Genomic DNA, 24,392 nt, shown 5'->3' on the forward strand with positions numbered 1-24,392 from the left:
AAGGAAATCAAAATATAAAAAGTCTAATTTCTCGGTGTTATAAGTGAAAAATTAGGCTTTAGTTACTTCATTAAAGCGCCTGATTGATGAAGACTAAAGTTTATATTCACCAAGAAAATTGATGTGCTCTTATCCTAACAAATTGTAAAAAAGAGACATGAATGTTGCTTTTTTTCATACTGTATTTTTGGAGGTGGAAAAATGGCAAGAGTCGCTTACCGAGATGCAGACGTTGATTTAATGGCAAGGATGATGAGAGCAGAGGCTGAAGGTGAAGGAGTACAGGGGATGCTATATGTTGGAAACGTGATTGTAAACCGTGCTGTAGCTGATTGTGCGGATTTCAAGGATGTAAGGACCATTAAAGATGTTATTTTTCAAGTACAAGGGGGAAATTACTCCTTTGAAGCTGTGCAAAAAGGCAATATGTTTTATCAACGAGCAAGAGAATCTGAAAGAAGATTAGCAAGAAAGAATTTGGAATATTGGAGAGATTACCCAGCGAAATATGCTCTTTGGTACTTTAATCCATATGGTCCGTGTCCTCCAACATGGTATGGCCAACCTTTTAGTGGTCAATTTAAACAACATTGTTTTTATGAACCAGCGCCTGGAACATGTGAAAGCGTTTATAGTCGTTGAGGAAAAGATTCGAATATTTTTAAAAACTAAAACTTTTAGCAGCAAAAAAAGGATCTTCTTACTGGAAGATCCTTTTTTCAGTGTCTATAAACATGGTTTTGGTTCCCTTGATGGCTAATGGTTTTATTCATTTCTTACATATTCAATTTCAAAGGAGGATTTCCAATAAAATCACTTTTTCTTTTTTCGGTCCGAATTTTTGCGATTAGCTCATTCTATAAGGGAAGGAACAGTTTCAGCATCCCTTATTATGGGGAAATTAGGTTCTTATTCAAGACAAAACAGCTTGGCTACAGCCTTACGTGAGATGGGCCGAATAGAAAAAACGATCTTTATTTTGAATTATATTTCGGATGAATCATTAAGAAGAAAAATACAAAAAGGATTGAATAAAGGAGAAGCCATGAATGGACTGGCAAGAGCTATTTTCTTCGGAAAACAAGGCGAGCTTAGGGAACGAACCATACAGCATCAATTGCAAAGGGCCAGTGCCTTAAACATAATTATCAATGCCATCAGTATCTGGAATACTTTACATCTAACAAAGGCAGTTGAATATCAAAAACGGTCAGGTAGTTTTAATGAAGAATTATTGCACCATATGTCACCTCTAGGTTGGGAACATATTAATTTACTTGGAGAATACCATTTTAATTCGGAGAAAATGGTCTCGTTAGATTCTTTAAGACCATTGAAACTTTCTTAACGTTGTTAAAACTGGGGGAATCGTCTTGAAAATGGGCTTAGCGTTGTAAATCCGCATTTTCCTGACGGTACCCCGAATAGGCGGACAGTCTCGCGTGGAAGCCGTCAGACAGGCCGGAAGACCGAAAGAGCGTACTGCAGGCATGGAATTACGAGGAAGAAAAAGGGAATTTGAGGAAGAAGTCAACCCTTTTGAAAACAGGCACCAGAGCAGCTACACAAGCTCAATGGGCCATGACAGCAACGATCAGCAAGATTACGGTCATAACCCTTCGTAGAAGTCCGGGTAACGCCCGGATTTTTTATTTTGAAAGCAAATGTATTATACATAGTGAAAAATTTGGTAAACTATAAAATATCTAACTGAGAGAGGAGTTATCTTGATGCAGTTTGACGGTTTTACAGAAAGTGATTTTCAAACTTTTCATATTGACGGCCTGGACGAAAGAATGGCCGCCATCCAAAATAGAATTCAGCCGAAGTTTAAAATCATTGGAGAAGCTTTGACTTCCGATTTAAGCTCAATGATCGGAACTGAAATGTTTTTACATATTGCCAAGCATGCCAGAAGAACGGTGAACCCGCCCAAAGATACGTGGCTCGCCATCGCAAATAATAAGCGGGGCTACAAGAAGCATCCTCATTTTCAAGTCGGGCTTTTTGACGATCATGCCTTTCTTTGGCTCGCCTATATATACGAGCTGCCGGAAAAGAATGAGATTGCCAAGAAATTCCTGAATCATATGGATGAAATCAAAGAGAAAGTACCCGGCGACTTTGTCATCTCCATGGACCATATGAAAAAGGACGCTGTCACGCTTGACGAAATCGATTTAAAAAAAGCGCTTGAACGCTTCCGCGATGTCAAAAAAGCGGAATTTCTCATCGGAAGGCATATTGCGGCCGATGACCCGATTGTCAAAGACGGTGACAAATTTATCTCATTGGCAAGGGATACATTTAAAACTCTCGTGCCTATTTATAAGCTGGGATATGAATAACCATAAGAAAAGCGCAAGCGCCCGTTTAGCGACGTACAGACTGGAGCGCTTCTGACGAGATAAAGGAAACACGCGCAGCGGAGCGGAGCGATGTTGACTTATCGTAGGAAGAAGCGTGAAGTCTGCTAGTCGCTGGGCGCTGGAGCTGGACAAAGAAAGGCTTCTTTTGAAAAAAATTTTCATAACAGCCTATACTTTCTTTCACTTTCACAAAAGGCCGGCAATCCAGCCGGCTTTTCCCTATAAAATATTGACATTTGCATTATGGCCCACTGAAATCCACGGCCTGTTTTCTTCCCAGCGCACATTGACCGGAAGGTGAAACGTTTCGGATAATAATTTATCCTTCAACACCTCTTCTTTCGGGCCGGCTGCCACAATTTTCCCCTCACTCAGCAGCAATACATGTGTAATACCCTCGACCAGCTCCTCAATATGGTGAGTGACATAAATGATGCTGCAGTTGCTTCTGTCAATTTCTTTCGTCAATGCCAGAACCTGCTCGCGGGATAAAATATCAAGGCCTGAACAAGGCTCGTCCAATATTAATAATTTTGGATCGTTCATCAAAGAGCGTGCAATCAGGACCCTTCTTCTCTCCCCTTGTGACAGCAGATGATACGGCTTCCCCTTCAACTTGTTCAGCCGGAATCTTTCAATCAGGCCATCCGCCTTTTCCCAGTCAGCTTTTGCCACCTCCTCATAGATCCCGAAGGAAGCGAATTTTCCGCTTACGATGATTTCCTCAATTGATTCATATTCAATAATATGGGAAAAACGGCTTAAAGAACTGCTGACAAAACCGATCTCCTTGCGAAGATCCGGCAGATACGATTTCCCGAATGGGTAATCGAGCACCGTTACATTTCCTTCCGATGGAAAATGGTAGCCTGATATGATATTCAGGATGGAGGTTTTACCCGAGCCATTCAACCCTAAAATGCCCCAATGCTCCCCCTTCTTCATTTCCCAATCGATTCCGCTTAGAATTTCCCTTCCGTCCCTTTTCCATGAAACGCCTTCAAGAGATATAATTGTGTCCATACATGTCATCCCCGTTTTTTACAGAATAAAGAGTTTATTTTACAGTAGCAGAGTTTCGGAAAGGTGTAAATGAATATTATTTTTTCCGCCGGATGTATTTCTTCATGAAGAAAAGACTGGCTTCGAGCCATATCCAACTATAAACAATGGAAAAAATGAATATATAAACAAACACACGAAAGCTGAACGAGGTCTCGGCTACAGGCCCCAAAAGGGGAAATCGCAGAACGGATAACACAAATTGAATGCCCATCGTTAATCCGGCCCCCGACAGAAACACGATTATCAGCCGATTTTTTAAAAAGTGCATCGACAAACCAAGGACCACACCCAAAATTCCTGTTGTGAAAGGAAATACAACCAACTCGCTGGGTTGAATGATCCATAATAGAACGATTGTTAATAAATAAGCCAGTATGCCCCTTTTCGGAAAAAGCCAGTTCGCCAAAAAAATCGCAGCAGTTGAAAAGGGGCTGATGGCGTATCCGATTCCCGGAAGGAAGCCGCCCATGGATTGTAATATCGCAGCAACGGCAGACAATAAGGCAATCATGACAAGCATGTCCGTATTGCTTCGAAAACGGTGTACAGGTGCATCAACGAAATCAATGTGCAGACATTTTAAAAGCCGCTGCTTCATGCATTCCAACTCCTGTTATTTGCTCTTCATAATAATGAATGCAATTCAACCGAAATTATGACTGGCATGGGAAAATTCCTAAATACGGGAGCGGCCCTTCAAATTGACTTTGCTGGTTTCATCGGACAGACGAAATTTTGTCCGCACTCCAAAAATTGTCCTGTGTCTTTGCCGCTGTTTACCGTTGGTATGAAGCCTCTAAAAATATATAAAGTAAAAACTACCAAGATGCTTGTTGCTAAAATGATGAGGAATTCCTTTCTTTTATCCATAAAAAAGTCCCCTTTCTACCCGCTATTTTATGCAGATAAAAAGAGGAAACTTCATTGATTTATTCATTTAATGTTCAAATCACTATTAAGCAGCCTTCCCACATCGTAAGCTGGATAACATCCTTTACTATTCAAAGAACGAAAATGGTCATTTTCTATGATCCATGGTTTATTCGTATATTTTTATCATACTGGGATACTTGTCTTAACCTGTGTCGGAATTTCCCATATTCTATAGTGAAGCCAAAAGACAGGGAGGTGCTTTTATGAGCTATGCAGGAGGCGGCTACGGCATGGGCTTTGCCTTGATTGTCGTATTGTTTATCCTCTTAATCATTGTTGGAGCTTTCTACGGGGGCGGTTACTAAAAAACGGACAGCATTTGTCCTGGCAATTTTAAAAAGCCAAGAGACGACATTTAAGTCGTTTCTTGGCTTTCGATTTTATCCCATTGATTGGGTTTGATTGCCGCTTTTTCCTTGTCCCATGTTCGATATTTGCGGAATCATGTTTGAAAGCTGTCCGCCCCGTCCTGTCATCATACTGTATGCAGCAGCGCCAATTCCTACAGAAGCAATAATAGGCAAAATTTGAATTTTATTGTTTCTCATCAGGTCACCCGCTTTATTTTATTGCTCACATGAGCATCTATAGGTTTACCGATTCGTTTTATAAAAAAACAAGCACTTCTTCCCAAATGTTAAACGATTGATCTTTCGGGTATATACGTACTGAAAAAAAGAATGGCCGATTTTCTATGGATGAAAGGGCCAATCACGGAAAAGCTATTGGTAGTTCAGCGTACCCAATATACACTTAATTGCAAGGGGGCATTCGCAATGGAAAAAGGCATGTCATACGGAAGTGACTATAAATACATTCCTGCTACGTCGTTAAAAAGCGGGACCGGGGATGAAATTCGTCCGGATGTTTATTACCATACAATCCAAATTGTCAATATCGCCCTCATTGGCCGTCCGGGTTCCAGTTTTGTTCTGATCGATGCGGGAATGCCGCATTCAGCGGATACGATCATTTCGTTAACCGAGAATCGATACGGTCCTGATACCAGGCCCGATGCCATTATCCTTACACACGGCCATTTCGATCATGTCGGCGCTTTGATCGAGCTTGTTGAACATTGGGATGTTCCTGTATATGCACATGAGCTTGAACTGCCATACTTGACAGGCAAAAAAAGTTATCCCGAACCCGACATGACCGTCGAAGGCGGGATGGTGGCCAAAATGTCCCCAATCTTTCCAATTGAACCCATCAATTTGGGTGACCGGGTTGACAGGCTTCCATCGGACGGAACGGTCCCCCATTTGCCCGGCTTTCGCTGGATTCACACGCCCGGCCACAGCAGCGGACATGTTTCCTTTTTCCGGGACAGTGATGGCGTATTGATTGCAGGAGATGCTTTTGTAACGGTAAAACAAGAATATTTGTACAGGGTTTTTACACAGGAAAAAGAGATCAGCGGACCTCCCAGGTACTTGACGCCGGACTGGCATGCTGCCTGGGAATCCGTGAAAAAGCTTGAAGCATTAAAACCGGCCGCGGCTGTTACAGGTCACGGCATTCCAATACAAGGGGAAGAACTGTCCCAAAACCTTGAAAAACTGGCGAGGGATTTCGATAAAATCGCCATACCTGATTACGGAAAATATTTAAATTAGCAAAAGCCGGGAAGCCTGTAAACGGCTCCCGTCCATTCCTTCACTTGTATGGATTTTTTAAAAAGGTGAATAGTGTCGGAAACGGGAGGTGTCCTGATTGGTTGACATGACGATATATGTGGATGTAGCAAACAACAAACAGGCAATCGAAAAGCTTGAGCAGATTCTGCTTCAGTTAAATGGGGTGGAAAGAGCTTTGGTCGATCCAGATGATGGCGAAGTGAAAATTTCATACAGTGAAACGAAACTGCAACATGAGGCAATTCTTTCAACACTATCTAGAAACGGTTTTGACATTTTACCTTGAACAGAAAAGCGAAAGCGCCCGTTTAGCGACGTATAAACTGGAGCACTCCGCAATGAGATAAAGGAAACACGGCGACGAAGGAGCCGATGTTGACTTATCGTAGTGCTCTGAGCCTACTTCCTCGAATAAACATCCACGCAGAAAAAGCGAAGCTTTTTCGAGGAAAGGAGTGTGAAGTTTGCTAGTCGCTGGGCGCTGGAGCTGGACAAAGAAAGGCTTCTTTTGAAAAAAATTTTAATATACAATTACTTTTTTAAAAGGACGGCAAAAGCCCGTCCTTTTTATTAGTTAAAGAAAAGCATAAAATTTTACCGAATTTTCTCTTCAAACAAAGATTACATAATGTCCAGCTCCAGGCGCCATCGGCTCGAGGTCACAAGCCGAATTGCTGTGGTGGCTGAAAAGCTGCCTCCTCGCAATTCGTCTTGTGCTTGTCGCCGATAGGCGGGCGCCTTGCGCTTTTCTTACGTATTGATTCTATTTTAATCCAGCAGCCGGTTGTTTTCATCCACTTCCACGATTCTCGCTTCATAATTTTCTTCGCTTACAAATCCTGAACCTCTGCAAACGCTGCATTTATACTGCCATCCTTCATCATCAGCCAGCATTCCGGTTCCGTGGCAGGCTTTGCAATGATTATCCCGAATATCCATTACAGTCTCCTCCTTTACTTGGGGGCCTGACCCCCGTCGCATTAAAGTGTTAAAGCAGGGTCTGTCCCCTATTCAGACGCTCTTTCACCAGATTGATCAATCCGCCTTTAAGCATCACTTCGACCTGTCTTTCAGACAATGCATGGGAAACTTGTATAGATATATTTTTCCCTTTTACATTAATTGTAAACTCGTTGCCCTGCTGCACTTTATTCCGAAGATCATCCAGTTGAAGGATGTCTCCCTGCTCTATTTGATCATAATCTTCTTCGTTTACAAACGTTAACGGCAGAACACCGAAATTCACAAGGTTTTGCCAGTGGATGCGTGCAAAGTCTTTTACCAATGCAACGCGGAGCCCGAGAAATCTCGGAGCCAATGCCGCATGTTCCCGGCTGGATCCCTGTCCGTAGTTAAATCCTCCAACAATAGCGTGTCCTCCTTCCACAACACTCTCCATGCCTCTCGCGTAATACGTCTTATCAATGATCTCAAAAGCGAATTTGCTTATTTCCGGGAGATTGCTTCGATACGGAAGCACCCGGGCTCCCCCGGCCAAGATTTCATCGGTTGAAATGTTATCGCCCATTTTCAATAATATCGGCAGTTCCATCTCGTCAGGCAATGCATCCATAGGCGGGATGGAAGCGATATTTGGCCCTTTGTACAATTCGATATTCCTTGCTTCTTCATACGGCAGCGGTTCATCCAGCAAAGACGTATCAACTGTCGGATTTTCCGGTTCTTTTATCTTTGGATACGGCATATCAAGCGTCCGGGGATCGGTGATTTCCCCTTTTAAAGCCGAAGCTGCCGCTATTTCCGGACTGCATAGAAACACACTGTCTTCCTGTGTTCCCGAGCGTCCGGGAAAATTCCGGGGGGTAGTCCTTAAGCTGTTCCTTCCTGTAGCCGGTGCCTGCCCCATTCCAATACAGCCGTTGCAGCCTGCCTGATGAAGCCTCGCTCCTGCCTGAAGAAGACTTGCGATATGTCCATCCTTGACAAGGTCAGTCAACATCTGTCTGGATGTCGGATTGATATCGAATGAAACGCCGCCGGCTACCGTTTTTCCTTTGACGATTTCTGCGGCCACAGCAAAATCCCTGTATCCCGGGTTTGCCGATGAACCGATATAGGATTGATAGATGGGGGTGCCCGCCACTTCGGAAACAGGCACAACATTTCCGGGGCTGGACGGTTTGGCAATCAGCGGTTCCAACTCGGAAAGGTTGATTTCTTCTTCAAGGTCGTATGAAGCCCCCCGGTCCGCAGTGAGTTCAATCCAGTCGTCTTCCCGCCCTTGTTCCTTTAAAAATTTCCTGACTTCTTCATCCGAAGGAAATACAGTTCCAGTTGCACCAAGCTCAGCACCCATGTTTGCAATAACATGGCGATCCATCGCACTTAAGTGCTTCAGCCCCGGCCCATAGTATTCAATCACTTTCCCGACGCCGCCTTTGACGTCATATCTGCGAAGAAGCTCAAGAATAATATCCTTGGCACTTACCCAGTCGGGCAGTTCTCCTGTGAGCTTGATTCCCCAAACCTTCGGCATTTTAATATAGATGGGTTCGCCGGCAATAGCGAGTGCTACGTCCATGCCTCCAGCACCCATGGCAAGCATCCCCATGCATCCGTTTGCACAAGTATGGCTGTCTGACCCGAGCAGGGTTTTACCCGGCTTTGCCAAACGCTGCATATGTACCGGATGGCTTACTCCGTTTCCAGGCCGGCTGTAGTATAAACCAAATCTTCGCGTAGCACTTTGTAGAAACAGATGGTCATCTGCATTCTTATTGTCGACTTGGATAATATTATGGTCCACATATTGTGCCGACGCTTCTGTTTGGGCCCGTTCCACTCCCATAGCTTCCAATTCCAGCATGACCATCGTTCCGGTTGCATCCTGCGTCAGCGTTTGGTCGATTTTTAGCCCGATTTCCTTACCTGGAACCATTTCACCTGAAACAAGGTGGGACTTGATCAGTTTTTCTGTAATATTCTGCGGCATCCTACTTCCTCCTGTACATAACTTTGTAATGCGTACTTTTAATTAGGATTGTTATTGTAGAAGTGAAATATTCATAGCTCCCTCAACGAGTCCATGTAAAATTCCATTATCGGCATCACGGCTTAATGAAAAATGTCGGCCTCCCTTGATTTTTCAAGAAATGCTTTCGTCTTTCTGTTAACCGGTTCTTTCAGGAAGGTGCCGAACAACAGGGCAGCCAATCCGAATAGAGCCAGAACAGATAAGTCGCGCATGACCGATTGCCAGACTATGCCCCCGACAGCTTCCCTCATCAGGTCGACCGCATAGGTAAAAGGCAAAAACGGACTGATGATTTGAAAGAATTCCGGCAGCAAAACGACAGGATACGTTCCGCCCGACCCGGCAATCTGCAAAACAAGCATGACAATCGCCAACGCTTTCCCGATGTTGCCGAATACTGAAACAAGCGTGTACACAATCAGCATAAATACGAGGCTTATAAAAAGACCAAATAGAATCATCCAAAAAGGATGCCGGACAGGGACTCCAAGGATGAGCAAATCTCCACAGACCACAATCAACGTCTGTAAAAATCCTATGCTCAAAAAAGTGAAGAGCCTGCCAAAGTAAATTTGTTTTCCTGTAAAGTCTTCATGGTTTCTTAAATCTGTTGACAGCAGCGATATTAAAAGGAGTGCTCCGACCCAAATCGATAAAACGGTATAAAACGGGGTCATCCCTGTTCCATAGTTTTTAATCGGAAAAATCTTATTTTCATTTAACAGAACAGGTTCCTCAAAGAAGCTTCTTTCTGCATTCGGATCATTCAAAAGCAGCTGTATAATTTCATTCAGATTCGTTTCACCTTGCAATTTCCTGATTTTATCCGCAAGCTCGCGAACCTTTTCATTCACATAAGGAAATTCCCCATGCGCATACTCGAGGGCATCTTTTCCTTTTTTTAAGTTTTTGTCTGTTCGGTCCAATATTTTTTCCACTTCAGGCAGTGAAGCCTGTATTTCAGTCAGCATATTTCTTGCACCGGACAACGTCTTTTGGGCTTTGGAAATTTCATTCATAACTTCCGGCTCAATATTTTCTTTATATTCCTTTGCAAATGCATCAATTTTGACAGAAGTATTTCCGGCCATCTGTTGAAGGCTGGCAAGGGTATCATTGAACTCCTTCTTCTTATCCTTGAGCAGTCCGTTTATTTCAGAAGCTTTGCTCTGTACTTGCTGAAGATCGCTTTTTAATTGATTCGTTTTTTCAATGGCCTGGTCAATTTGGGCCGTATTATTCTGGGTCTGACCTTGATTGCCACTCCCCTCTTCATTTTGATCCGCGTCCTCGTTTTGTTGGGAACCGTTCATGCTTTTGGCCTCCGCCAATACTGCCTGAATGGTATCGAGTGCCCCCATTGCCTCGTTTAGCTGAGATTGAAGCTGGTTGTTGATTTGGTCGCCTTTACTCAAATCAATCTCTTTCCCCTGTACCTTTCCAAGAAATTCATTGACATCTGATGCGACCTTTTGGACTTTTTGTAAATCTGCATTGATTTTTGGGGCCATTTGCTTAAGCCTGTTTTGCGCATCTGACAAAAAAGCGGATGTCTTATTGATCGTTTCCATGCCATTGCCCGTTAATTGTCTTGCTTCAGGTATCATGCCCTGCGCTTTATCAATCATATCTTCTGCCGAAGAAGCATCTTTCAGCGAATCATTGATTAATTTGTTAATTTCCGGCAAATCTTCTTCCAAAGTGAACACATATTGCTCAAAACGTTTGATATCCGGCAAGTCTTTCTGCAATTCAATCCCTATTTCATTGAACAGTTCAAAAATAACTCCATTCACAGTAGCAATAAACTTGCTGCTGACTTGCTCAACAATCATGGACGCTCCCTTTTGGGTAATCTTCGGGGAAATAGAGTTGATTTTTTCATTGACGTAGTATTCGATTTTCGCCTTTTTTGGATGATCTGAAATGACAGTCCCTAACTGTTTCGAGAAATTTTCAGGAACAATGATAACCGCAAAATAGTCCCCGTTTCGCAAGCTCTTCATCGCTTGTTTGCGGTCGGTGAAATGCCAGTCCAAGTCTCTGTTCCCTTTCAGTTCATCCACCAGTTCCTTTCCGGCATCAATGTGTTTATCCCTTACGACGGCTCCTTTGTCTTCATTGACAAGGCCCACCGGAATTTGATCGGTATGGGAATAGGGATCCCACATAGCCGCGATATTCAACCATGCGTATAAGGATGGAAGCAGTACAAGGCCGCCGGCAATAATGGCGGCAGCCCAATTTGTACTGATATTTTTTAGGTCTTTTTTAAAGATATGTAAAATATGGTTCATGAGACATCCCTTTTTCTGCTGTTAATACATGTTAATATACCCCTACTTCGCTACTCATAATCCTTATAAATTTTTTGAAACTTTCCTGATCTCCGTACGTAAAAAAGGATAACATATCTTTTCGAAAGGAAGAGAAAACATGCTGATCGTAACAACTGAAAATATCGCCAATCACAAAATCATAGAAACAAAAGGGCCAGTGTTCGGAATCACAGTAAGAGCAAGAGGGGTCGGAAAAGATATTGTGGCGTCTTTCAAAGGATTATTGGGCGGAGAAATCAGCCAGTATACGGAAATGCTGGAGGATGCCAGAAAACAGGCAATTGACCGCATGGTGGAAAATGCAAGATTGATGGGAGCCAATGCAGTGACCATGATGAGATTCGACTCAGGGGAAATCGGGCAGAATATGAGTGAAATCATTGCTTATGGAACAGCAGTAGTTGTGGAAGAGGCCTAGTTAGTTGAAGTGGTTCATTGGCTTTTATGGGCTCCAAATACTGATATTGATTTTTTTAATCATCATCTCCTGGTTCATTTGGGACAAACGCTTTAAAAAGAAACATGGCCGGGAAGTCCCTGCCGGTTTTGAGCGGACGAATGAAATATCCATCGACCCGACGACAAACAAAAAACTGACGGTTTACTATAATCCTGAAACCGGCGAGCGGTTTTATAAGGAAGATTGAAAGAAAAGGCACCGTCTGATCTTTACCGGATGGCGCCTTTCCCTCATATTAATTTGAAATCCTGTTTCGAAAAAGCGGCAATTTCTCCAAGTAGATGATATCTTCCCTTCCTGCCGCGTTTCCCTCAGCAAGGATGGCAGCTTTGGCAGCAACTATTCCGCCCGCCCGGACGACTAGCTCCTCCAATCCGCGTACGGATTGTCCTGTACTGATTACATCGTCGATAATAGCAACTCTTTTTCCTTTGATCTGCTTGACATCATCACTGTCCAAACATAATATCTGTTTTTTCTGGGTGGTGATGGATACCACTTCGTTGACCAAAGGGGACTCCATATACGGTTTAATGCTTTTTCGTGCAACCACATACTGCTTCATCCCAAGCTGCCTTGACAGTTCATATACAAGCGGGATCCCCTTCGCTTCTGCCGTAACAAGTACATCCACTTCCGGCAATTTACTTGCAAGAATGGGTGCAGTGTATAACACAAGTTCTGTATCTCCCAAGATGACAAAGCTTGCAATGCTGAGCTCATCCGATACAGCAACAATCGGCAGCTCCCTTTTTATATCTCCTATCGTCAATGTGTAAGTCTCCATTTAACCCTCTCCTTAAAAACCGAATAATCCTATTAAAAATTGTATAATCAATCCCGCCAGCATGCCAAGGAACGGATCGGTAATGGCCGTAACAACCATTGTCATCCCGCCGACCAATCCCGACGCCGGTTCTCCGGTAGAAAATGAAGCGGCGGCATTTCCCGGCAATGTGACAATTGCACCCAACACAAATAAAAAACCTGCAATTGAAGCACTCGGGACATAACGTCCAATCTTAGGAAGAAGGCCCGCAAATAAAATGGCAGCCATAATCACCATCATCAGGACACCTGACCAGACCGGATGCGGGGCACTGGAAGTTGCTGAAATAACGACCTCTACCGGTGCACCTCCAAAAAATGACGATACCATGTCCGCCAAGCTGCTGATCACGGTCAGAACATCGACATTGACATTCGTTTGCGCAATTTCTCCATTAATTTTACCAAAGGCGATATTTGCCCCTATGTTCAAACAAACCATTGCCAAAGCACCGCGGATAACCATCGGATTGATGATCAGCTTTTGGCGGACAATCTTTTCCTTTTCTGCCGTTTTCAATTCAGCTTTGTTGTTTCTTGTAAGAAAATAATAAACGATACTTGATAGAATAACTGAAATCGTGATCGTATAAACAAGATCCTTAGTTGCCATATATACTATAAGTCCGCTGGCAAAGGAAGCAATGCCGACTAATTTATCGTTTTTAGCCATATCCCAAGCCACTTTGGTTAACATAATACCAACACCGGCCATCATTCCGCTTGTGATGACAGGTCCGATCCAGTTTACGATTTTCTCCAATAGGCCGAATAAACCAATCGGCACCATGATCATCGCACCGAAAAAGATCATGGAAAGCCGTTCCCGCATATTCTTGCCCATTGTTCCTGCCAACGTAATTGTTTCCGCCTGATAGGAAATCACCGGAACGGAGCCCATAATTGCATTTCCTCCTGCTCCAACGATAAATGCGAGGGCTGTCGGAACTGAAGCAAATCCGAACGTTAACGCAAGAAGCCCCTGTGGAAGTCCGTTAAGCACTACGCTTAATGCAGCCAATATATCTTTGATGATATCCATAATACACTCCATTCTTTCACTTAATATACAGAAAACGAACATTGAATAAATAACAATAAATATTGTACGGTTTTAAGGGAATTTTTCAACCCCTATTACTAAATTTCCAATATTTTTTATTCTTTCGATATAAGTTCCTATTTTTGCATTGTCACAAAAGCAAAATTATAATGAACCCGGTCATAAAATTTTTTAACGAGAGTGGGGTGTTGTACTTTGAAGAAATTATTCATCGTATGTTTAGCTGCCATTTTACTGGGAGCATGCAGCGGGAAGGATGAACAAGCAAAGGATACAACTAACAATGATGAGAGTAAGGCGACGCAAACAGCAGAGCCGGAAAATGGCCAGCGGGACAACACGGAGGTGCAAGAGACGGAAGTGCAAGAGGAAAAATCCGAAGGCTCTTCAGCCGTGAATGAAGATCAATCAAGCTATACAGAATTGCCAACCGTGCTTGATACAATTGGCAATGATCAGTTCGAGCAGGTTATAAAAACTGACAATCCGAATAAAAGAGTAATTCTATTTGAAGATGAACATCATAATAAAAAGTTTAAAAGCATCTTCATTAAACATGACAACCGCCTAAAAGTGATTGATTTGGAAAATGACCGTATGATGCTCAACGAAGTTCTATAAGAACTAAAGTGGAACCGCCTGTTCACCGACGTGCAGACTAAGCTTAATTCGGAATACGCGACAAGTTCTCGCAAAAGCATACGGTTTTCCAGATTTGCGGGCGTTGGACTCTACTTCCAGTGACCGCGTCAGGGGATTTTTTGGATCCGCGGGCGTTCGACTCCGCCTCCAGTGACCACGTTAGGGGATTTTTCGGATCTGCGGGCGTTCGACTCTCGATCCAGTGACCGCGCCAGATGGTTTTTCGGATTCGTGGGCAATGACTATACATTTTTTCATCTATATAGGTTGAGTTAATTTTTTTACATTGTTTTAGGCTGCTCTATGTGATTGAAAGAGATCTAGTTGATTGTAGTGGAAGGCGGCGACTCCTGCGGGATAAACGTGAGCCTTGAGACCCCACAGGACGCAAAGCGTCCGAGGAGGCTCAAGCCACGCCCGCGGAAAGCGTCCGCCTGGAACGGAAATCAACGGTGGCTAAAAAGTATGAAAAATATATAACCCAACTTATATATTTGTCTAAGATAAAAGCTCTGCCTAAGCGGCAGAGCTTCAATTGTTCATTAATAATGCTTTTTCCCAGTCTGATTCCAATTTCACCTTCGGTACGGGAGTTGGCTTCTCGTTTTCATCAAGCGCGACCAATGTAACCGTTGAGGTAGTTGTAAGTTTTTTCTCATCGATTGCCAGGTCGTGGCTTTCCACTTTGACATACACTTTCATGGAGGTATTGCCCGTAGACAGAACAAACGCCTCCAAAGTTAAAATATCGCCGCTTTTCGCCGAGGATACAAAATTAACCGTATCTATTGCCGCAGTAACAACGGTTCTCTTCGAATGCTTCATCGCAGCAATAGCAGCAATTTCATCTATGTAGGATAAAACGGTGCCTCCAAAAATAGTGCCTAAATGATTCGTATCCGGCGGCAATACAAGCTTTGTCTGAATCGTTCTTGAAACATTTGATGAAACTATCTCTACCATATAATCTCCCCTTTTTCTAACATATACCTTTTCCAACATCCATAATACTATTACATGATCAGAGAACAAACAACTCGGGATGATGATTACAAAGCCTAAATTGTTTAACAGTCCACGAGGGAGAAAAGTTTCGCATATTACCGTATAATCACATTAAATATACATTAAGGGGTGAAAACTCAATGTTAGTCATTCTGCTTATCTTTATTCTGATGATTATTATATGGGCTTTATTTATAGACTGGAGACGCAAGAAACATAATAATAACCCACATATACCAACAAATCCAAACGCTAAACCAGGGGATAGTTCAAACCATATAATGGGTGATAATAAAGACACTGGAGGATTTCAATGACCTTTTCGCTATAATTCGGACTACCATTTTTTAGCAGTTTTTCTTTTGCTATATTCCCGCATATTTTCTTCCACTCTTTTTTAAAAAAATTCATCGCCATAGATTCCATGGATACTCTTTTGGCGGCCTTGATTCGAATCTGACCATTTTCCTTTTCGTCGGATGCTCAAATTCGAGAGTATGGGCCCATAATGCAATCTGCTGCCCCGGCCGGTTAACTTTGCGTCCGTATTTTTGATCTCCATACAAAGGGTGGCCGATGGACGAAAGCTGTACCCGGATTTGATGGGAACGGCCTGTAAGAAGCCTGACAGTCAACAGACTGAGGTTCTCTGCCCTGGCGGCCACTTTATATTCCAAAATCGACTTTTTTCCCTGCTTATGATTGGAGGGGACCGTCTTCACCATATTGTTTCGCTGATCTTTAAATAAGTAATGCTCGAGTCGCGCTTCTTCCTGCGGAACACCCCTGACAACGGCAAGATATGTCCTTTCGAACTGTTGCCTTCTGATAGCATCAGACAATCTGGACGCGGCTTTGGACGTTTTCGCAAAAACCATCACGCCTCCAACCGGGCGGTCCAGGCGGTGGACAAGCCCAAGATACACGTTGCCCGGCTTTTGATAGCGAACCTTAATGTCTTCTTTTAAAACTGTAAGCAAATCCTTGTCACCGCTGTTATCCTCCTGTACAGGCACATTCACAGGCTTTTCCACCACAAGAAGGTGATTGTCTTCATACAAAATTGGAATCTTCATCTGTGTAACAAAACCCTTTCAATGGCTTAATAAAAACTCTCCCAGCCGGATCCAATGCTCAAGTGTTTCTCTTATTAATTGGCTTTTTCAACTGCTTTTTCAAGCTTTGAACCGAACCTTTTATGGTCCGTTGTAGATACATAGACACCGAATATGACCATAAGCATTCCTGCAATTTGCTGCCAGCTGATCGATGCATCGTAGAGGAAAAAAGCAATCCACGCAGCATTGATGGGAACAAGGTTCATATACATGCTTGCTTTACTGGCACCGATTTTCTGAATCCCTTTATTCCACAGGAAAAAACCAATGATAGACGCGCAAAATACCATGAATGCCATCTCCATCCATGCCTGGTTCGACATACTCAAAACCCTGCCCCACCCTTTTTCTGACAAAGAGAGCAATATCAAGAAAATGGAGCCGGCAATTGTTGTAACGGTTGTCGTCAAAAAAGGTGAAACTTTCGCCAAGACAACTTTGCCAATCAAACCGTGGGCGACCCAGCAAATAAGGGCAGCAATAAAAAGCAGGTCTCCCGCATTGAACTTTAAGGCCATTAACGTTTGAAAAGACCCGTTAATAATGACGAGGAAGACCCCTGTCAAAGACAAAATAAGCCCCAGCGCCAAACGGGCATTCCAGGTTTCTCCCAGGAATAGGACAGCACCAAGCGTAACAAAAACAGGGGTCGTTGCAACGATCAATGAGCCGTTGACAGCCGATGTGTATTCAAGCCCCATAAAGAAAAACACATTATATCCAAATATGCCAGTTAAAGCCATCAACAGCAGGCCCGGCCATTGTTCTTTTATTTTTTTGCTGTCCCATTCCGAGCTGAACCGGGCTGCCGCAAATAAAATCAGGCCTGCCAACCCGAAGCGCAATGCGGCAGTTGTAATTGGCGGAACTTCTGTAATGATATGCTTGGCCGCACCAAAAGCCCCGCCCCAAAATAAAGGGACCAATAATAATAACAAATAAATACCGAAGGTTTTCTTGCTCTCCTGCTGCATGATTCCACTCCCTATGTTTGATCGGCAAAAATCTCCTATAAAAACTCGGCGATAAGGCCAGGCTTTCGAATAAATGATCATATATAAGAATAACTTAAGTTTAACAAAATATGGGTTATTTAATATAATAATTAAAAGGAGGCTTTATATATTGATAAAATCAGTTGCTGTCTTTTGCGGATCAAGACCCGGCAGTTCCGATGTTTATATAGAAGGCGCCAAAGCCGTCGGCAAAGAGCTGGCCAAGCGTAAAATAACACTTGTATATGGGGCAGCAAGTGTCGGTGTCATGGGAGCTGTAGCGGACTCCGTGCTCGAAAATGGAGGACATGCCATCGGCGTCATGCCTGAATTTTTAAAGAAGAAAGAAATTGTCCACCCCCGTTTGTCTGAACTTATTATTGTGGATACCATGCATGAAAGAAAAGCGAAGATGGCCGACCTCGCGGATGGATTCATCGCTCTTCCTGGAGGGCCCGGAACACTCGAGGAATTTTTTGAAATCTATACATGGGCACAGCTGGGGCTCCATCAAAAACCATGCGGTCTTTTAAATATCAACCAATATTATGACCCTCTCATTACCCTGTACAAGCACATGCTGAAAGAAAAGTTTTTGGATGAAAAGTTTCGGGATATGGCGCTGGTCGACGGGGAGATCGGCGGTTTATTGGACCAATTTGATTCGTACGAGCCTCCAAATGTAAAAACGTATCTGACGGAAGACCGGACATAGAAATAAGAAAAATACTCAATCAGAGGTATGAATGATGCTCAAAATCAAAAAATTGATTGACGTTCCCATCAGGGATGCCTGCGAAGCCTGGAATAAAGGATTTGCTGATTATTATGTAAACATGCAGATGACCGCCGGCCAATTCACTTTCAGATTCGGCTGGGACGAGCTATCACCCGATTATTCTTTTATCGCTTATTATGACGGCCTTCCCGCCGGCATTATTTTAAACGGCATCATCACAACGAACGGAAAAAGACTGGCCTGGAACGGAGGTACGGCTGTGGCCGTTTCTTTCCGGGACAAAGGGATTGCAAGAAAGCTGATGGAGTCAACAATGGAACTATACAAGCAAGAGAAAGTCGATGTTGCAAGCCTTGAAGCTTTTACTGTCAATGACCGTGCAATCCGTCTCTATGAAAGCTTCGGATACAGGACGGTCGACAACTTGTTATTTCTGAAGAAAACAGAAAGCGAAGAAAAGAGTTTAGGCAATATACCAGAAATCCCGGGCTATTCATTGCACCATGGACTCGCGCACGAAATTCGCGATCTATCATTCTATCAGCATGATGCTCCGTGGAAGACACAGTGGAATTTTATCCGCAATGGTGAATCAATCGTTGTGAAGGATCGTAACGGAATAGCTGCAGCATATGCCTTATTTCAAAAAAGGAATGGAAAGATCATTCTTTTGCAATGTGCGGCAGACGAAAGACTGCCAAACAAACCGGAGCTCTTTCAGTATATGATCAACCATTTGCTTCAAACGGAGTCCCGCACTGTTTCAACTTATAATCTTCCCGAAAAAAATAAGCTTCTCATAAACGTTTTGGAAAAAGCCGGATTTAAAGAAGAGTTTACGGATCAAAAAGTTCCATTAAAACAAGTGTTTATGAAGAAGATCATGACATAGTCCCCACCGTGGACAAGAAGGAACAACCCGGCAGCATCCATCTATGGGATGATGCCGGGAATGATTATAGAGTCCTGATTTCCCCTTCCCTGCGCCTACGAAAATCGGAAAATGCCAAAAATACCAAAAAGTGTTGATTTTTTAAAATTCTTCATGTACGATAAACATTAGGTAAAAGCGCTTACATTCATTTTTTTCCTTGATCACAACCTTTCCTGGCAGGGAGAGCCCGTTCCTTGGGATGGGAGACAAACAATAGAATGAAATACTGAAAATCGGAAGCTTTTTGCTTTCAACCAGGAAAGTTCCGAACCAGTTATTGCCCTTCATTATCCCTGTTGACCGGGGTTAAAGAAGCCGCAAATTAAAAGTTGCATTATTGCCTCTTTTAATTGCGGCTTTTTTCTTTGTTGTTTAGGAAATTATAAAATGCTCAGGTTGTGAGTAACTTATTTGTCACTTAGTGCTACGTCCGGCTCCAGCGCCTATCGACTAGCAGACTTCGCGCTTCTTCCTACGATAAGTCAACATCGCTCCGCTCCGCTGCGCGTGTTTCCTTTATCTCGTCAGAAGCGCTCCAGTCTGTACGTCGATAAACAGGCGCTTGCGCCTTTGTTCTTTAAACAACTATGGATGAATTTGAGGAGGTGAGTGGACATGGTTATATACAAAAAAAATCTATTGCCGGGCCATTGCAAGAATTATCTGCCCATACACTACATACGCGGTTCTCCTCCATCCTGAACGGACCCAGGCAACAATATTTAGGAGGGGGATCATATGGATAAACAATTGGGGTTTTGGAAACTGGGAACATTTGGCCTGCAGCATGTGCTCGCCATGTACGGCGGGGCAGTCGTTGTCCCATTGATTGTCGGTCCTGCCATTGGTCTAAACGAAGCAGAAGTCGCCTATTTAATTTCTATTGATTTATTTACTTGCGGTCTTGCAACCTTTTTACAAGTGCTCGGAAATAAGTATTTCGGCATCCGAATGCCAATTATCATGGGAGTTGCCTTTCAAGCTGTCGGACCCATGATTGCAATCGGTACGATGCAAGGTGTGCCGGCTATATTCGGAGCGATAATTGCTTCGGGTGCCATAGTCATATTTTTGGCTCAATTTATGAACAGGATTATTCCTTTCTTTCCTCCGGTCGTTACGGGCACAGTCGTTATTATTATCGGTACCTCCCTCATAGGTGCGGCAATGGGCAATATTACCGGGCAACCCGATTCAGCTGATTATGGAAGCCTGACGAATTTGCTGCTCGCCGGGCTTACCCTTATCATCATCGTCCTGTTAAATCGTTTCTTTCAAGGTTTTATGAGAGCGATTTCAGTTTTGGCGTCTTTGGTGATTGGTACAATTATCGCTGCCTTTATGGGACTTGTAGACTTTTCAACCGTAGGGGAAGCATCCTGGTTCCACATGGTTACACCGTTTCGATTCGGCATGCCGGAGTTCCATTTAAGTGCGATCCTCAGCATGACCCTTGTCGGCATTGTCAGCATGATAGAAGCCACAGGTGTTTATTTTGCCCTGGCAGAGGTCATTGATAAAAAATTGACCGGAAATGATATAAAGAAAGGATTGCGTGCAGAAGGCCTTGCACAAATTATCGGCGGAATTTTCCAAGCTTTCCCTTATACGACATTTTCACAAAATGTCGGGCTGATTGCTTTGACGGGAGTCAAGCAAAGAAGGGTTATTGTTGCTTCAGGTTGTATTCTGGTGATACTCGGCCTATTGCCGAAAGTAGCAGCCATGACTCTGATTATTCCGGATCCTGTGCTTGGGGGAGCGATGATTGCCATGTTTGGAATGGTTATGGCATCAGGTATCCGCCAACTGTCGGTTGTTGACTTTCGCCGGACAGAAAATCAACTCGTTGTCGCATTATCAGTCGGACTCGGATTGGGAGTATCAATTGCTCCCGAAGTATTTGCCAATGTCCCGCAAAGTATACGGATCCTTTTTGAAAACGGGATTGTCACAGGCGGATTCGCTGCTGTTGCCTTAAACCTGATATTGAACGGTGTCAGCAAAGGAAACGGCCGCGATATTGCAAGAGATCCTCAATCTGATATAGCATAAAGAAAAATCAGGGTGAGCTTCCCCTTAAAATAATATGGCCGGCAATGTGACATGACATCGCCGGCCGTCTTATCTACAAGTTAAAATTCCATCTGCATTAACCACGCGGAGAGCTCTTTTTCCCTGTCACCTATATTGCTGCCGATTTTATATTTCCCGAGTCCCTTTTCACCAATGATCTTCCCATCCTTCATATACAGAATACGCTCTGTTTTTGCCGCGACCTTTGTGTCATGTGTCACCAATAAAATAGTCGTTCCGGATTCGTTGAGGCCTCTCAGCATTTCCATTATCTCGCCGGCAGCCTTGGAGTTTAATGCACCTGTCGGTTCATCTCCAAAAATAATGGCGGGCCGGTTGATCAGCGCCCGGCAAATAGCCGCTCTTTGAAGCTGTCCGCCTGAAACCTGTGTAATATCATGATTGGCAAGTCCGGCTATTCCTGCCCTTTCCATTAAGTTCACCGCTCTATTATTAACCGTCTTTCGATCATATTTTTTAGCGGCATATCCCGGCAGAATGATATTATCAAGAATTGAAAGGTTTTTCAGCAGATGGAACTGTTGAAAGATAAACCCCATCACGGTTAGCCGCAATCTTGCCAATTCTTTTTCGGAAAGTACAGCCAAGTTTTGCCCATTAAACATGATGTCTCCGGAGTCCACCCTATCCATTCCGCTTAAATGATAGAGCAATGTCGACTTGCCGGAACCGGAAGGCCCCATCACGGATACAAATTCTCCTTTGCGGATGTGCAAGCTCACATTTTTCAAGATATTCAATTGATTTTCCTTCCCGAGTGCATATGTCCTGCATAAATTCCTCGCTTCTATCATTGATTTCAAACCCTCCCTTCCTACACATTCATATCAGCGATATTCGTTCTTTTGATTGATGTCAGATTTATCATTGCAGCCGCGGCAACAGCGATGATCAACATAAGGGGGCATAAAAGAAAAGCCTTGATGGGATCTATCACAAATTTGATTTCAGGAGCTCCCATAAAAGATATGAAAAAACTGACAAGGCTTTGCCCAATTGTATTGGATACAGCCGTCCCCGCAATGATGCCGGCGAAAAGGACTGTCATAGACCTCGTTGCATACTGGATTTGAATATCGCGCAAGCAAAAACCGATACTCCTCATAATGGCTATTTGGGAACGGTCTTTTGCCATCAGCATTTTTAAAAATAATGACGTAATCAGCATGGAAATACAGATGGAAACCACTATGGCAAGGACTGTGAAAGCTTTAAGCTGATTGATCGTATTTTCAAAGGTCCGCAACAAGTAATCCTTCAGGCCTGTCACTTTCGCCTTCTGAAAGGCTCCGGCATAAGCTTCTATTTTCTCATCGATGCTCGCATGCGGCTTTATATCAGCACTTATTTTATAAGACAAAACCGTATCAGGATTGTACGGATATATGGCTTTTGCTGTTCTCCCGCCATTGGTAACATCCTGGTAAATGCCGCTGACCACCATTTTTTTCGTCTTCCCGTCCATCACAAATGACATCGTATCACCGACATTCTTTTCGAACTCCCTGCTGTTCAAATAAGATAATGCAATCTCATTTTCACGCAAAGGAGCCCTGCCTTTTAAATACTCCAATGGAAAAGTTGAAAAATCACCCGTTTCCACCATCATATTTTCTTGGATACCTTCACTGTTCATTACCTTAAAACGGCTGGTCGCCGTTGCAGAAAACCTCTCGACATCGCTGTCCTTCCCAATCCGGGCAACGATCTGCCTGAACTCCTCTGCAGCCTGCTCCGACTGTGGCAAATCAATCCGGATATCGCTCCGTTCCACTCCCATGTAGTTAATAAAATCCGGAGACTGGATCGTATGAAGAAAGTTAACCGGAACAAGGATCATAAAGGAACTGATCAAAAATACGAAAAACAATAACCGGTACACTTTAAACCTGCCCAATACATCCTTTAAACCGATACTTACATGAATATTCAGCCTTTTCCTTTTATTGATGGACATATTCAGCCTGCTCTTATCCGTTTCTCCAATACTTCCTTCTCTCAATGCCTCTATTGGTGTAATTGTATTAAACCTTCGGAGAGTAAAAAAGCAAAAGAACAGAACAAACAAAAGAACCAAGATGACTGCAAGCACAGGAATCAAATTGAGTAAGGCGCCCTTTTCTGCAGTGCCCATGTACAATGTAATATTGAATGTAAACAAATGATTAAGGGACAAGGATCCGGCGTATCCTAAAATGGAAGCTCCAGTTCCCAAGGCAGCATATTTGAGTATATACAGTTTCTTTATCTCAAGCTGTCCAATGCCGATCGCTTTCATGACTCCGATTTCCCTGTAATCTTCTTCAACAGCAGCGAGCAGGATAAATCTGATACAGAGTATCGCTATGATGCCCAGAAGAAGGCTGATCAATATGATGACGGCTGCCACAATCCCATCAGTGACAGCATTCAATGTCTTAAACAAATGAATGTCAATAGTCGGCCCTTCCTTCGGCATGCTTGATGATTCATACGCATTTCTGAATGCACTTAATGAGCCTAAATCATGGAGCTGAAATTCTATCAAATATTCAACTGTACCAAAATCCCCCTTCAGCGTTTCCAGGTCGGCTTCATTTACGACGAAACGCTTGGAATGAATGATGGACGGATTCATTTGAACGTCACGTACAAAATCAACAACTTTCAATTCCATCTGAAAGCTCTGAGATGAAATTTTTACTTTGTCGCCGATCTTTATGTTTTCGCGCTGCATGTAATAGATCGGGACAGCAATTTCTCCCGGCGAAACGTTGATGACCTCGCTTTTCAAGTTCAGCAAAAAATCAAATGACTCGTTTTGTTTCATGAAATAATGATCCATCACACTGTTTTTATCTCCAGCGGAATCGCCGCCCATATCAATGTTAAAGCCGTCAATAAGAATCATTTCCACGATCTGATTCCTTTTTACAAGATTGTTGTTTTCAGCAAATTCGTCAATTTCTCCGTGATTGATTTCCCCTGTATGCATTTGGACAAAATGCGGGGCATCCGATTTTGCAAACAGGGCATTCAAAGAATTGGCCATTTCGGCCATCATATTAGTCCCGCTGGCAGTAAGCAGTGCGGACATCATGATAAAAACGAACAGCACCGCTGTGATGGCCTTGTTTTTTCGAAAATCGGCCCTCACCATTTTAATCAGCACTTTTCCCCCCTCCTTCCGT

The 24,392-nt window shown here is 43.3% G+C and carries 27 protein-coding genes and 1 pseudogene; 14 read left to right on the forward strand and 14 right to left on the reverse strand.

All coding sequences use genetic code 11. The annotated features are described in order from the left end of the window. The first annotated feature begins 201 nt into the window (after positions 1-201). The 4 genes and pseudogenes from FS666_RS13175 to FS666_RS13190 all read left to right on the forward strand — a co-directional run bounded on the left by FS666_RS13175 (position 202) and on the right by FS666_RS13190 (position 2,348). Positions 202-642: a cell wall hydrolase gene (locus tag FS666_RS13175; RefSeq protein WP_144463703.1), complete on the forward strand. Its 441-nt coding sequence runs from the start codon at positions 202-204 to the stop codon at positions 640-642. A 193-nt stretch (positions 643-835) separates the two neighbouring features. Next, positions 836-1,348 (forward strand): annotated as a pseudogene (locus FS666_RS13180) (Tn3 family transposase); the annotation flags it as partial. 94 nt (positions 1,349-1,442) lie between these two features. Beyond that, the gene (locus tag FS666_RS13185) at positions 1,443-1,625 is read left to right on the forward strand and encodes a hypothetical protein (RefSeq protein ID WP_144463702.1); all 183 of its coding nucleotides are present in this window, start codon (positions 1,443-1,445) and stop codon (positions 1,623-1,625) included. A gap of 105 nt (positions 1,626-1,730) precedes the next feature. After that, positions 1,731-2,348 (forward strand): YktB family protein, encoded by a 618-nt coding sequence (locus FS666_RS13190; RefSeq protein WP_144463701.1) that lies wholly within the window; start codon positions 1,731-1,733, stop codon positions 2,346-2,348. Between the two features lie 240 nt (positions 2,349-2,588). On the opposite strand, the gene FS666_RS13195 is transcribed toward FS666_RS13190, so the two are convergent. The 3 genes from FS666_RS13195 to FS666_RS19840 all read right to left on the reverse strand — a co-directional run bounded on the left by FS666_RS13195 (position 2,589) and on the right by FS666_RS19840 (position 4,304). After that, positions 2,589-3,392 carry an ABC transporter ATP-binding protein gene (locus tag FS666_RS13195; RefSeq protein WP_120068836.1) on the reverse strand — a complete coding sequence of 268 codons (804 nt, stop codon included), beginning with the start codon at positions 3,390-3,392 and terminating at the stop codon, positions 2,589-2,591. Between the two features lie 76 nt (positions 3,393-3,468). Then, on the reverse strand, positions 3,469-4,032 hold the full coding sequence (locus FS666_RS13200; RefSeq protein ID WP_244943912.1) for a hypothetical protein: 564 nt from the start codon (positions 4,030-4,032) through the stop codon (positions 3,469-3,471). A 98-nt stretch (positions 4,033-4,130) separates the two neighbouring features. Beyond that, complete coding sequence (locus FS666_RS19840) at positions 4,131-4,304, reverse strand: hypothetical protein (RefSeq protein ID WP_186306618.1); 174 nt, start codon at positions 4,302-4,304, stop codon at positions 4,131-4,133. A gap of 266 nt (positions 4,305-4,570) precedes the next feature. Between FS666_RS19840 and FS666_RS13205 the strand changes: the two genes are divergently transcribed. After that, entirely contained in the window at positions 4,571-4,672 is a 102-nt protein-coding gene (locus tag FS666_RS13205; RefSeq protein WP_144463700.1) for a YjcZ family sporulation protein, read from the forward strand. Between the two features lie 75 nt (positions 4,673-4,747). Here the strand turns inward: FS666_RS13205 and FS666_RS19845 are convergent, their stop codons facing one another. Continuing rightward, the gene (locus tag FS666_RS19845; protein WP_164876251.1) at positions 4,748-4,915 is read right to left on the reverse strand and encodes a hypothetical protein; all 168 of its coding nucleotides are present in this window, start codon (positions 4,913-4,915) and stop codon (positions 4,748-4,750) included. 228 nt (positions 4,916-5,143) lie between these two features. Between FS666_RS19845 and FS666_RS13210 the strand changes: the two genes are divergently transcribed. After that, complete coding sequence (locus FS666_RS13210) at positions 5,144-5,986, forward strand: MBL fold metallo-hydrolase (RefSeq protein ID WP_144463699.1); 843 nt, start codon at positions 5,144-5,146, stop codon at positions 5,984-5,986. A 106-nt stretch (positions 5,987-6,092) separates the two neighbouring features. Then, positions 6,093-6,293 carry a heavy-metal-associated domain-containing protein gene (locus tag FS666_RS13215; RefSeq protein WP_235870255.1) on the forward strand — a complete coding sequence of 67 codons (201 nt, stop codon included), beginning with the start codon at positions 6,093-6,095 and terminating at the stop codon, positions 6,291-6,293. Positions 6,294-6,775: 482 nt separating this feature from the next. Here FS666_RS13215 and FS666_RS19850 read toward each other — a convergent pair whose 3' ends face one another. The 3 genes from FS666_RS19850 to FS666_RS13225 form a co-directional block, all read right to left on the reverse strand. Then, positions 6,776-6,946, reverse strand: a complete 171-nt coding sequence (locus FS666_RS19850; protein ID WP_164876252.1) for a hypothetical protein — start codon at positions 6,944-6,946, stop codon at positions 6,776-6,778. 49 nt (positions 6,947-6,995) lie between these two features. After that, complete coding sequence (locus FS666_RS13220; RefSeq protein WP_144463009.1) at positions 6,996-8,960, reverse strand: aconitate hydratase; 1,965 nt, start codon at positions 8,958-8,960, stop codon at positions 6,996-6,998. 122 nt (positions 8,961-9,082) lie between these two features. Next, a complete protein-coding gene (locus FS666_RS13225; RefSeq protein ID WP_186306577.1) occupies positions 9,083-11,299 on the reverse strand; it encodes a YhgE/Pip domain-containing protein in 2,217 nt (738 codons plus the stop codon). A gap of 139 nt (positions 11,300-11,438) precedes the next feature. Here FS666_RS13225 and FS666_RS13230 point away from each other — a divergent pair, with 139 nt between their 5' ends. Next, on the forward strand, positions 11,439-11,759 hold the full coding sequence (locus FS666_RS13230) for a YbjQ family protein (protein WP_144463011.1): 321 nt from the start codon (positions 11,439-11,441) through the stop codon (positions 11,757-11,759). Positions 11,760-11,763: 4 nt separating this feature from the next. Continuing rightward, positions 11,764-11,988, forward strand: coding sequence for a hypothetical protein (locus tag FS666_RS13235; protein WP_120068853.1), 225 nt, complete (start codon positions 11,764-11,766; stop codon positions 11,986-11,988). A 48-nt stretch (positions 11,989-12,036) separates the two neighbouring features. Here FS666_RS13235 and FS666_RS13240 read toward each other — a convergent pair whose 3' ends face one another. Together FS666_RS13240 and FS666_RS13245 are read right to left on the reverse strand one after the other, a co-directional pair. Beyond that, positions 12,037-12,588, reverse strand: a complete 552-nt coding sequence (locus FS666_RS13240) for a phosphoribosyltransferase family protein (protein WP_144463013.1) — start codon at positions 12,586-12,588, stop codon at positions 12,037-12,039. 12 nt (positions 12,589-12,600) lie between these two features. Next, a complete protein-coding gene (locus FS666_RS13245; RefSeq protein ID WP_120068860.1) occupies positions 12,601-13,671 on the reverse strand; it encodes an NCS2 family permease in 1,071 nt (356 codons plus the stop codon). 216 nt (positions 13,672-13,887) lie between these two features. Between FS666_RS13245 and FS666_RS13250 the strand changes: the two genes are divergently transcribed. Further along, the gene (locus FS666_RS13250; RefSeq protein ID WP_120068864.1) at positions 13,888-14,313 is read left to right on the forward strand and encodes a putative periplasmic lipoprotein; all 426 of its coding nucleotides are present in this window, start codon (positions 13,888-13,890) and stop codon (positions 14,311-14,313) included. Between the two features lie 552 nt (positions 14,314-14,865). On the opposite strand, the gene FS666_RS13255 is transcribed toward FS666_RS13250, so the two are convergent. Further along, a complete protein-coding gene (locus tag FS666_RS13255; protein ID WP_144463015.1) occupies positions 14,866-15,297 on the reverse strand; it encodes an acyl-CoA thioesterase in 432 nt (143 codons plus the stop codon). A 182-nt stretch (positions 15,298-15,479) separates the two neighbouring features. Between FS666_RS13255 and FS666_RS19855 the strand changes: the two genes are divergently transcribed. Continuing rightward, positions 15,480-15,656, forward strand: coding sequence for a hypothetical protein (locus FS666_RS19855; RefSeq protein WP_186306576.1), 177 nt, complete (start codon positions 15,480-15,482; stop codon positions 15,654-15,656). Between the two features lie 90 nt (positions 15,657-15,746). Here FS666_RS19855 and FS666_RS13260 read toward each other — a convergent pair whose 3' ends face one another. After that, positions 15,747-16,415 carry an RluA family pseudouridine synthase gene (locus tag FS666_RS13260; RefSeq protein WP_144463017.1) on the reverse strand — a complete coding sequence of 223 codons (669 nt, stop codon included), beginning with the start codon at positions 16,413-16,415 and terminating at the stop codon, positions 15,747-15,749. A gap of 74 nt (positions 16,416-16,489) precedes the next feature. Then, complete coding sequence (locus FS666_RS13265; RefSeq protein WP_186306575.1) at positions 16,490-17,431, reverse strand: DMT family transporter; 942 nt, start codon at positions 17,429-17,431, stop codon at positions 16,490-16,492. 154 nt (positions 17,432-17,585) lie between these two features. Between FS666_RS13265 and FS666_RS13270 the strand changes: the two genes are divergently transcribed. From FS666_RS13270 to FS666_RS13280, 3 genes are all read left to right on the forward strand, one after another. Continuing rightward, positions 17,586-18,167 (forward strand): LOG family protein, encoded by a 582-nt coding sequence (locus tag FS666_RS13270; RefSeq protein WP_120069012.1) that lies wholly within the window; start codon positions 17,586-17,588, stop codon positions 18,165-18,167. A 34-nt stretch (positions 18,168-18,201) separates the two neighbouring features. Continuing rightward, positions 18,202-19,083 carry a GNAT family N-acetyltransferase gene (locus FS666_RS13275; protein ID WP_186310924.1) on the forward strand — a complete coding sequence of 294 codons (882 nt, stop codon included), beginning with the start codon at positions 18,202-18,204 and terminating at the stop codon, positions 19,081-19,083. A 780-nt stretch (positions 19,084-19,863) separates the two neighbouring features. Then, positions 19,864-21,180 (forward strand): nucleobase:cation symporter-2 family protein, encoded by a 1,317-nt coding sequence (locus tag FS666_RS13280; protein WP_144463019.1) that lies wholly within the window; start codon positions 19,864-19,866, stop codon positions 21,178-21,180. 80 nt (positions 21,181-21,260) lie between these two features. Here the strand turns inward: FS666_RS13280 and FS666_RS13285 are convergent, their stop codons facing one another. Next, on the reverse strand, positions 21,261-22,025 hold the full coding sequence (locus FS666_RS13285) for an ABC transporter ATP-binding protein (RefSeq protein WP_120068884.1): 765 nt from the start codon (positions 22,023-22,025) through the stop codon (positions 21,261-21,263). Positions 22,026-22,036: 11 nt separating this feature from the next. Further along, positions 22,037-24,373 (reverse strand): FtsX-like permease family protein, encoded by a 2,337-nt coding sequence (locus tag FS666_RS13290; protein ID WP_144463021.1) that lies wholly within the window; start codon positions 24,371-24,373, stop codon positions 22,037-22,039. Positions 24,374-24,392: the final 19 nt, after the last annotated feature.

The organism is Siminovitchia fortis (genome assembly GCF_007681465.1).
GTDB lineage: Bacteria > Bacillota > Bacilli > Bacillales > Bacillaceae_C > Siminovitchia > Siminovitchia fortis.

Coding starts and splice junctions, on each gene's coding strand:
- FS666_RS13225 (WP_186306577.1), bottom strand. CDS start 11,299: ATGAACCATATTTTACATATCTTTAAAAAAGACCTAAAAAATATCAGT.
- FS666_RS13265 (WP_186306575.1), bottom strand. CDS start 17,431: ATGCAGCAGGAGAGCAAGAAAACCTTCGGTATTTATTTGTTATTATTA.
- FS666_RS13220 (WP_144463009.1), bottom strand. CDS start 8,960: ATGCCGCAGAATATTACAGAAAAACTGATCAAGTCCCACCTTGTTTCA.
- FS666_RS13240 (WP_144463013.1), bottom strand. CDS start 12,588: ATGGAGACTTACACATTGACGATAGGAGATATAAAAAGGGAGCTGCCG.
- FS666_RS13195 (WP_120068836.1), bottom strand. CDS start 3,392: ATGGACACAATTATATCTCTTGAAGGCGTTTCATGGAAAAGGGACGGA.
- FS666_RS13210 (WP_144463699.1), top strand. CDS start 5,144: ATGGAAAAAGGCATGTCATACGGAAGTGACTATAAATACATTCCTGCT.
- FS666_RS13215 (WP_235870255.1), top strand. CDS start 6,093: ATGACGATATATGTGGATGTAGCAAACAACAAACAGGCAATCGAAAAG.
- FS666_RS13230 (WP_144463011.1), top strand. CDS start 11,439: ATGCTGATCGTAACAACTGAAAATATCGCCAATCACAAAATCATAGAA.
- FS666_RS13200 (WP_244943912.1), bottom strand. CDS start 4,032: ATGAAGCAGCGGCTTTTAAAATGTCTGCACATTGATTTCGTTGATGCA.
- FS666_RS13245 (WP_120068860.1), bottom strand. CDS start 13,671: ATGGATATCATCAAAGATATATTGGCTGCATTAAGCGTAGTGCTTAAC.
- FS666_RS19840 (WP_186306618.1), bottom strand. CDS start 4,304: ATGGATAAAAGAAAGGAATTCCTCATCATTTTAGCAACAAGCATCTTG.
- FS666_RS13280 (WP_144463019.1), top strand. CDS start 19,864: ATGGATAAACAATTGGGGTTTTGGAAACTGGGAACATTTGGCCTGCAG.
- FS666_RS13190 (WP_144463701.1), top strand. CDS start 1,731: ATGCAGTTTGACGGTTTTACAGAAAGTGATTTTCAAACTTTTCATATT.
- FS666_RS13260 (WP_144463017.1), bottom strand. CDS start 16,415: ATGAAGATTCCAATTTTGTATGAAGACAATCACCTTCTTGTGGTGGAA.
- FS666_RS13275 (WP_186310924.1), top strand. CDS start 18,202: ATGCTCAAAATCAAAAAATTGATTGACGTTCCCATCAGGGATGCCTGC.
- FS666_RS19845 (WP_164876251.1), bottom strand. CDS start 4,915: ATGAGAAACAATAAAATTCAAATTTTGCCTATTATTGCTTCTGTAGGA.
- FS666_RS19855 (WP_186306576.1), top strand. CDS start 15,480: ATGTTAGTCATTCTGCTTATCTTTATTCTGATGATTATTATATGGGCT.
- FS666_RS13175 (WP_144463703.1), top strand. CDS start 202: ATGGCAAGAGTCGCTTACCGAGATGCAGACGTTGATTTAATGGCAAGG.
- FS666_RS19850 (WP_164876252.1), bottom strand. CDS start 6,946: ATGGATATTCGGGATAATCATTGCAAAGCCTGCCACGGAACCGGAATG.
- FS666_RS13205 (WP_144463700.1), top strand. CDS start 4,571: ATGAGCTATGCAGGAGGCGGCTACGGCATGGGCTTTGCCTTGATTGTC.
- FS666_RS13255 (WP_144463015.1), bottom strand. CDS start 15,297: ATGGTAGAGATAGTTTCATCAAATGTTTCAAGAACGATTCAGACAAAG.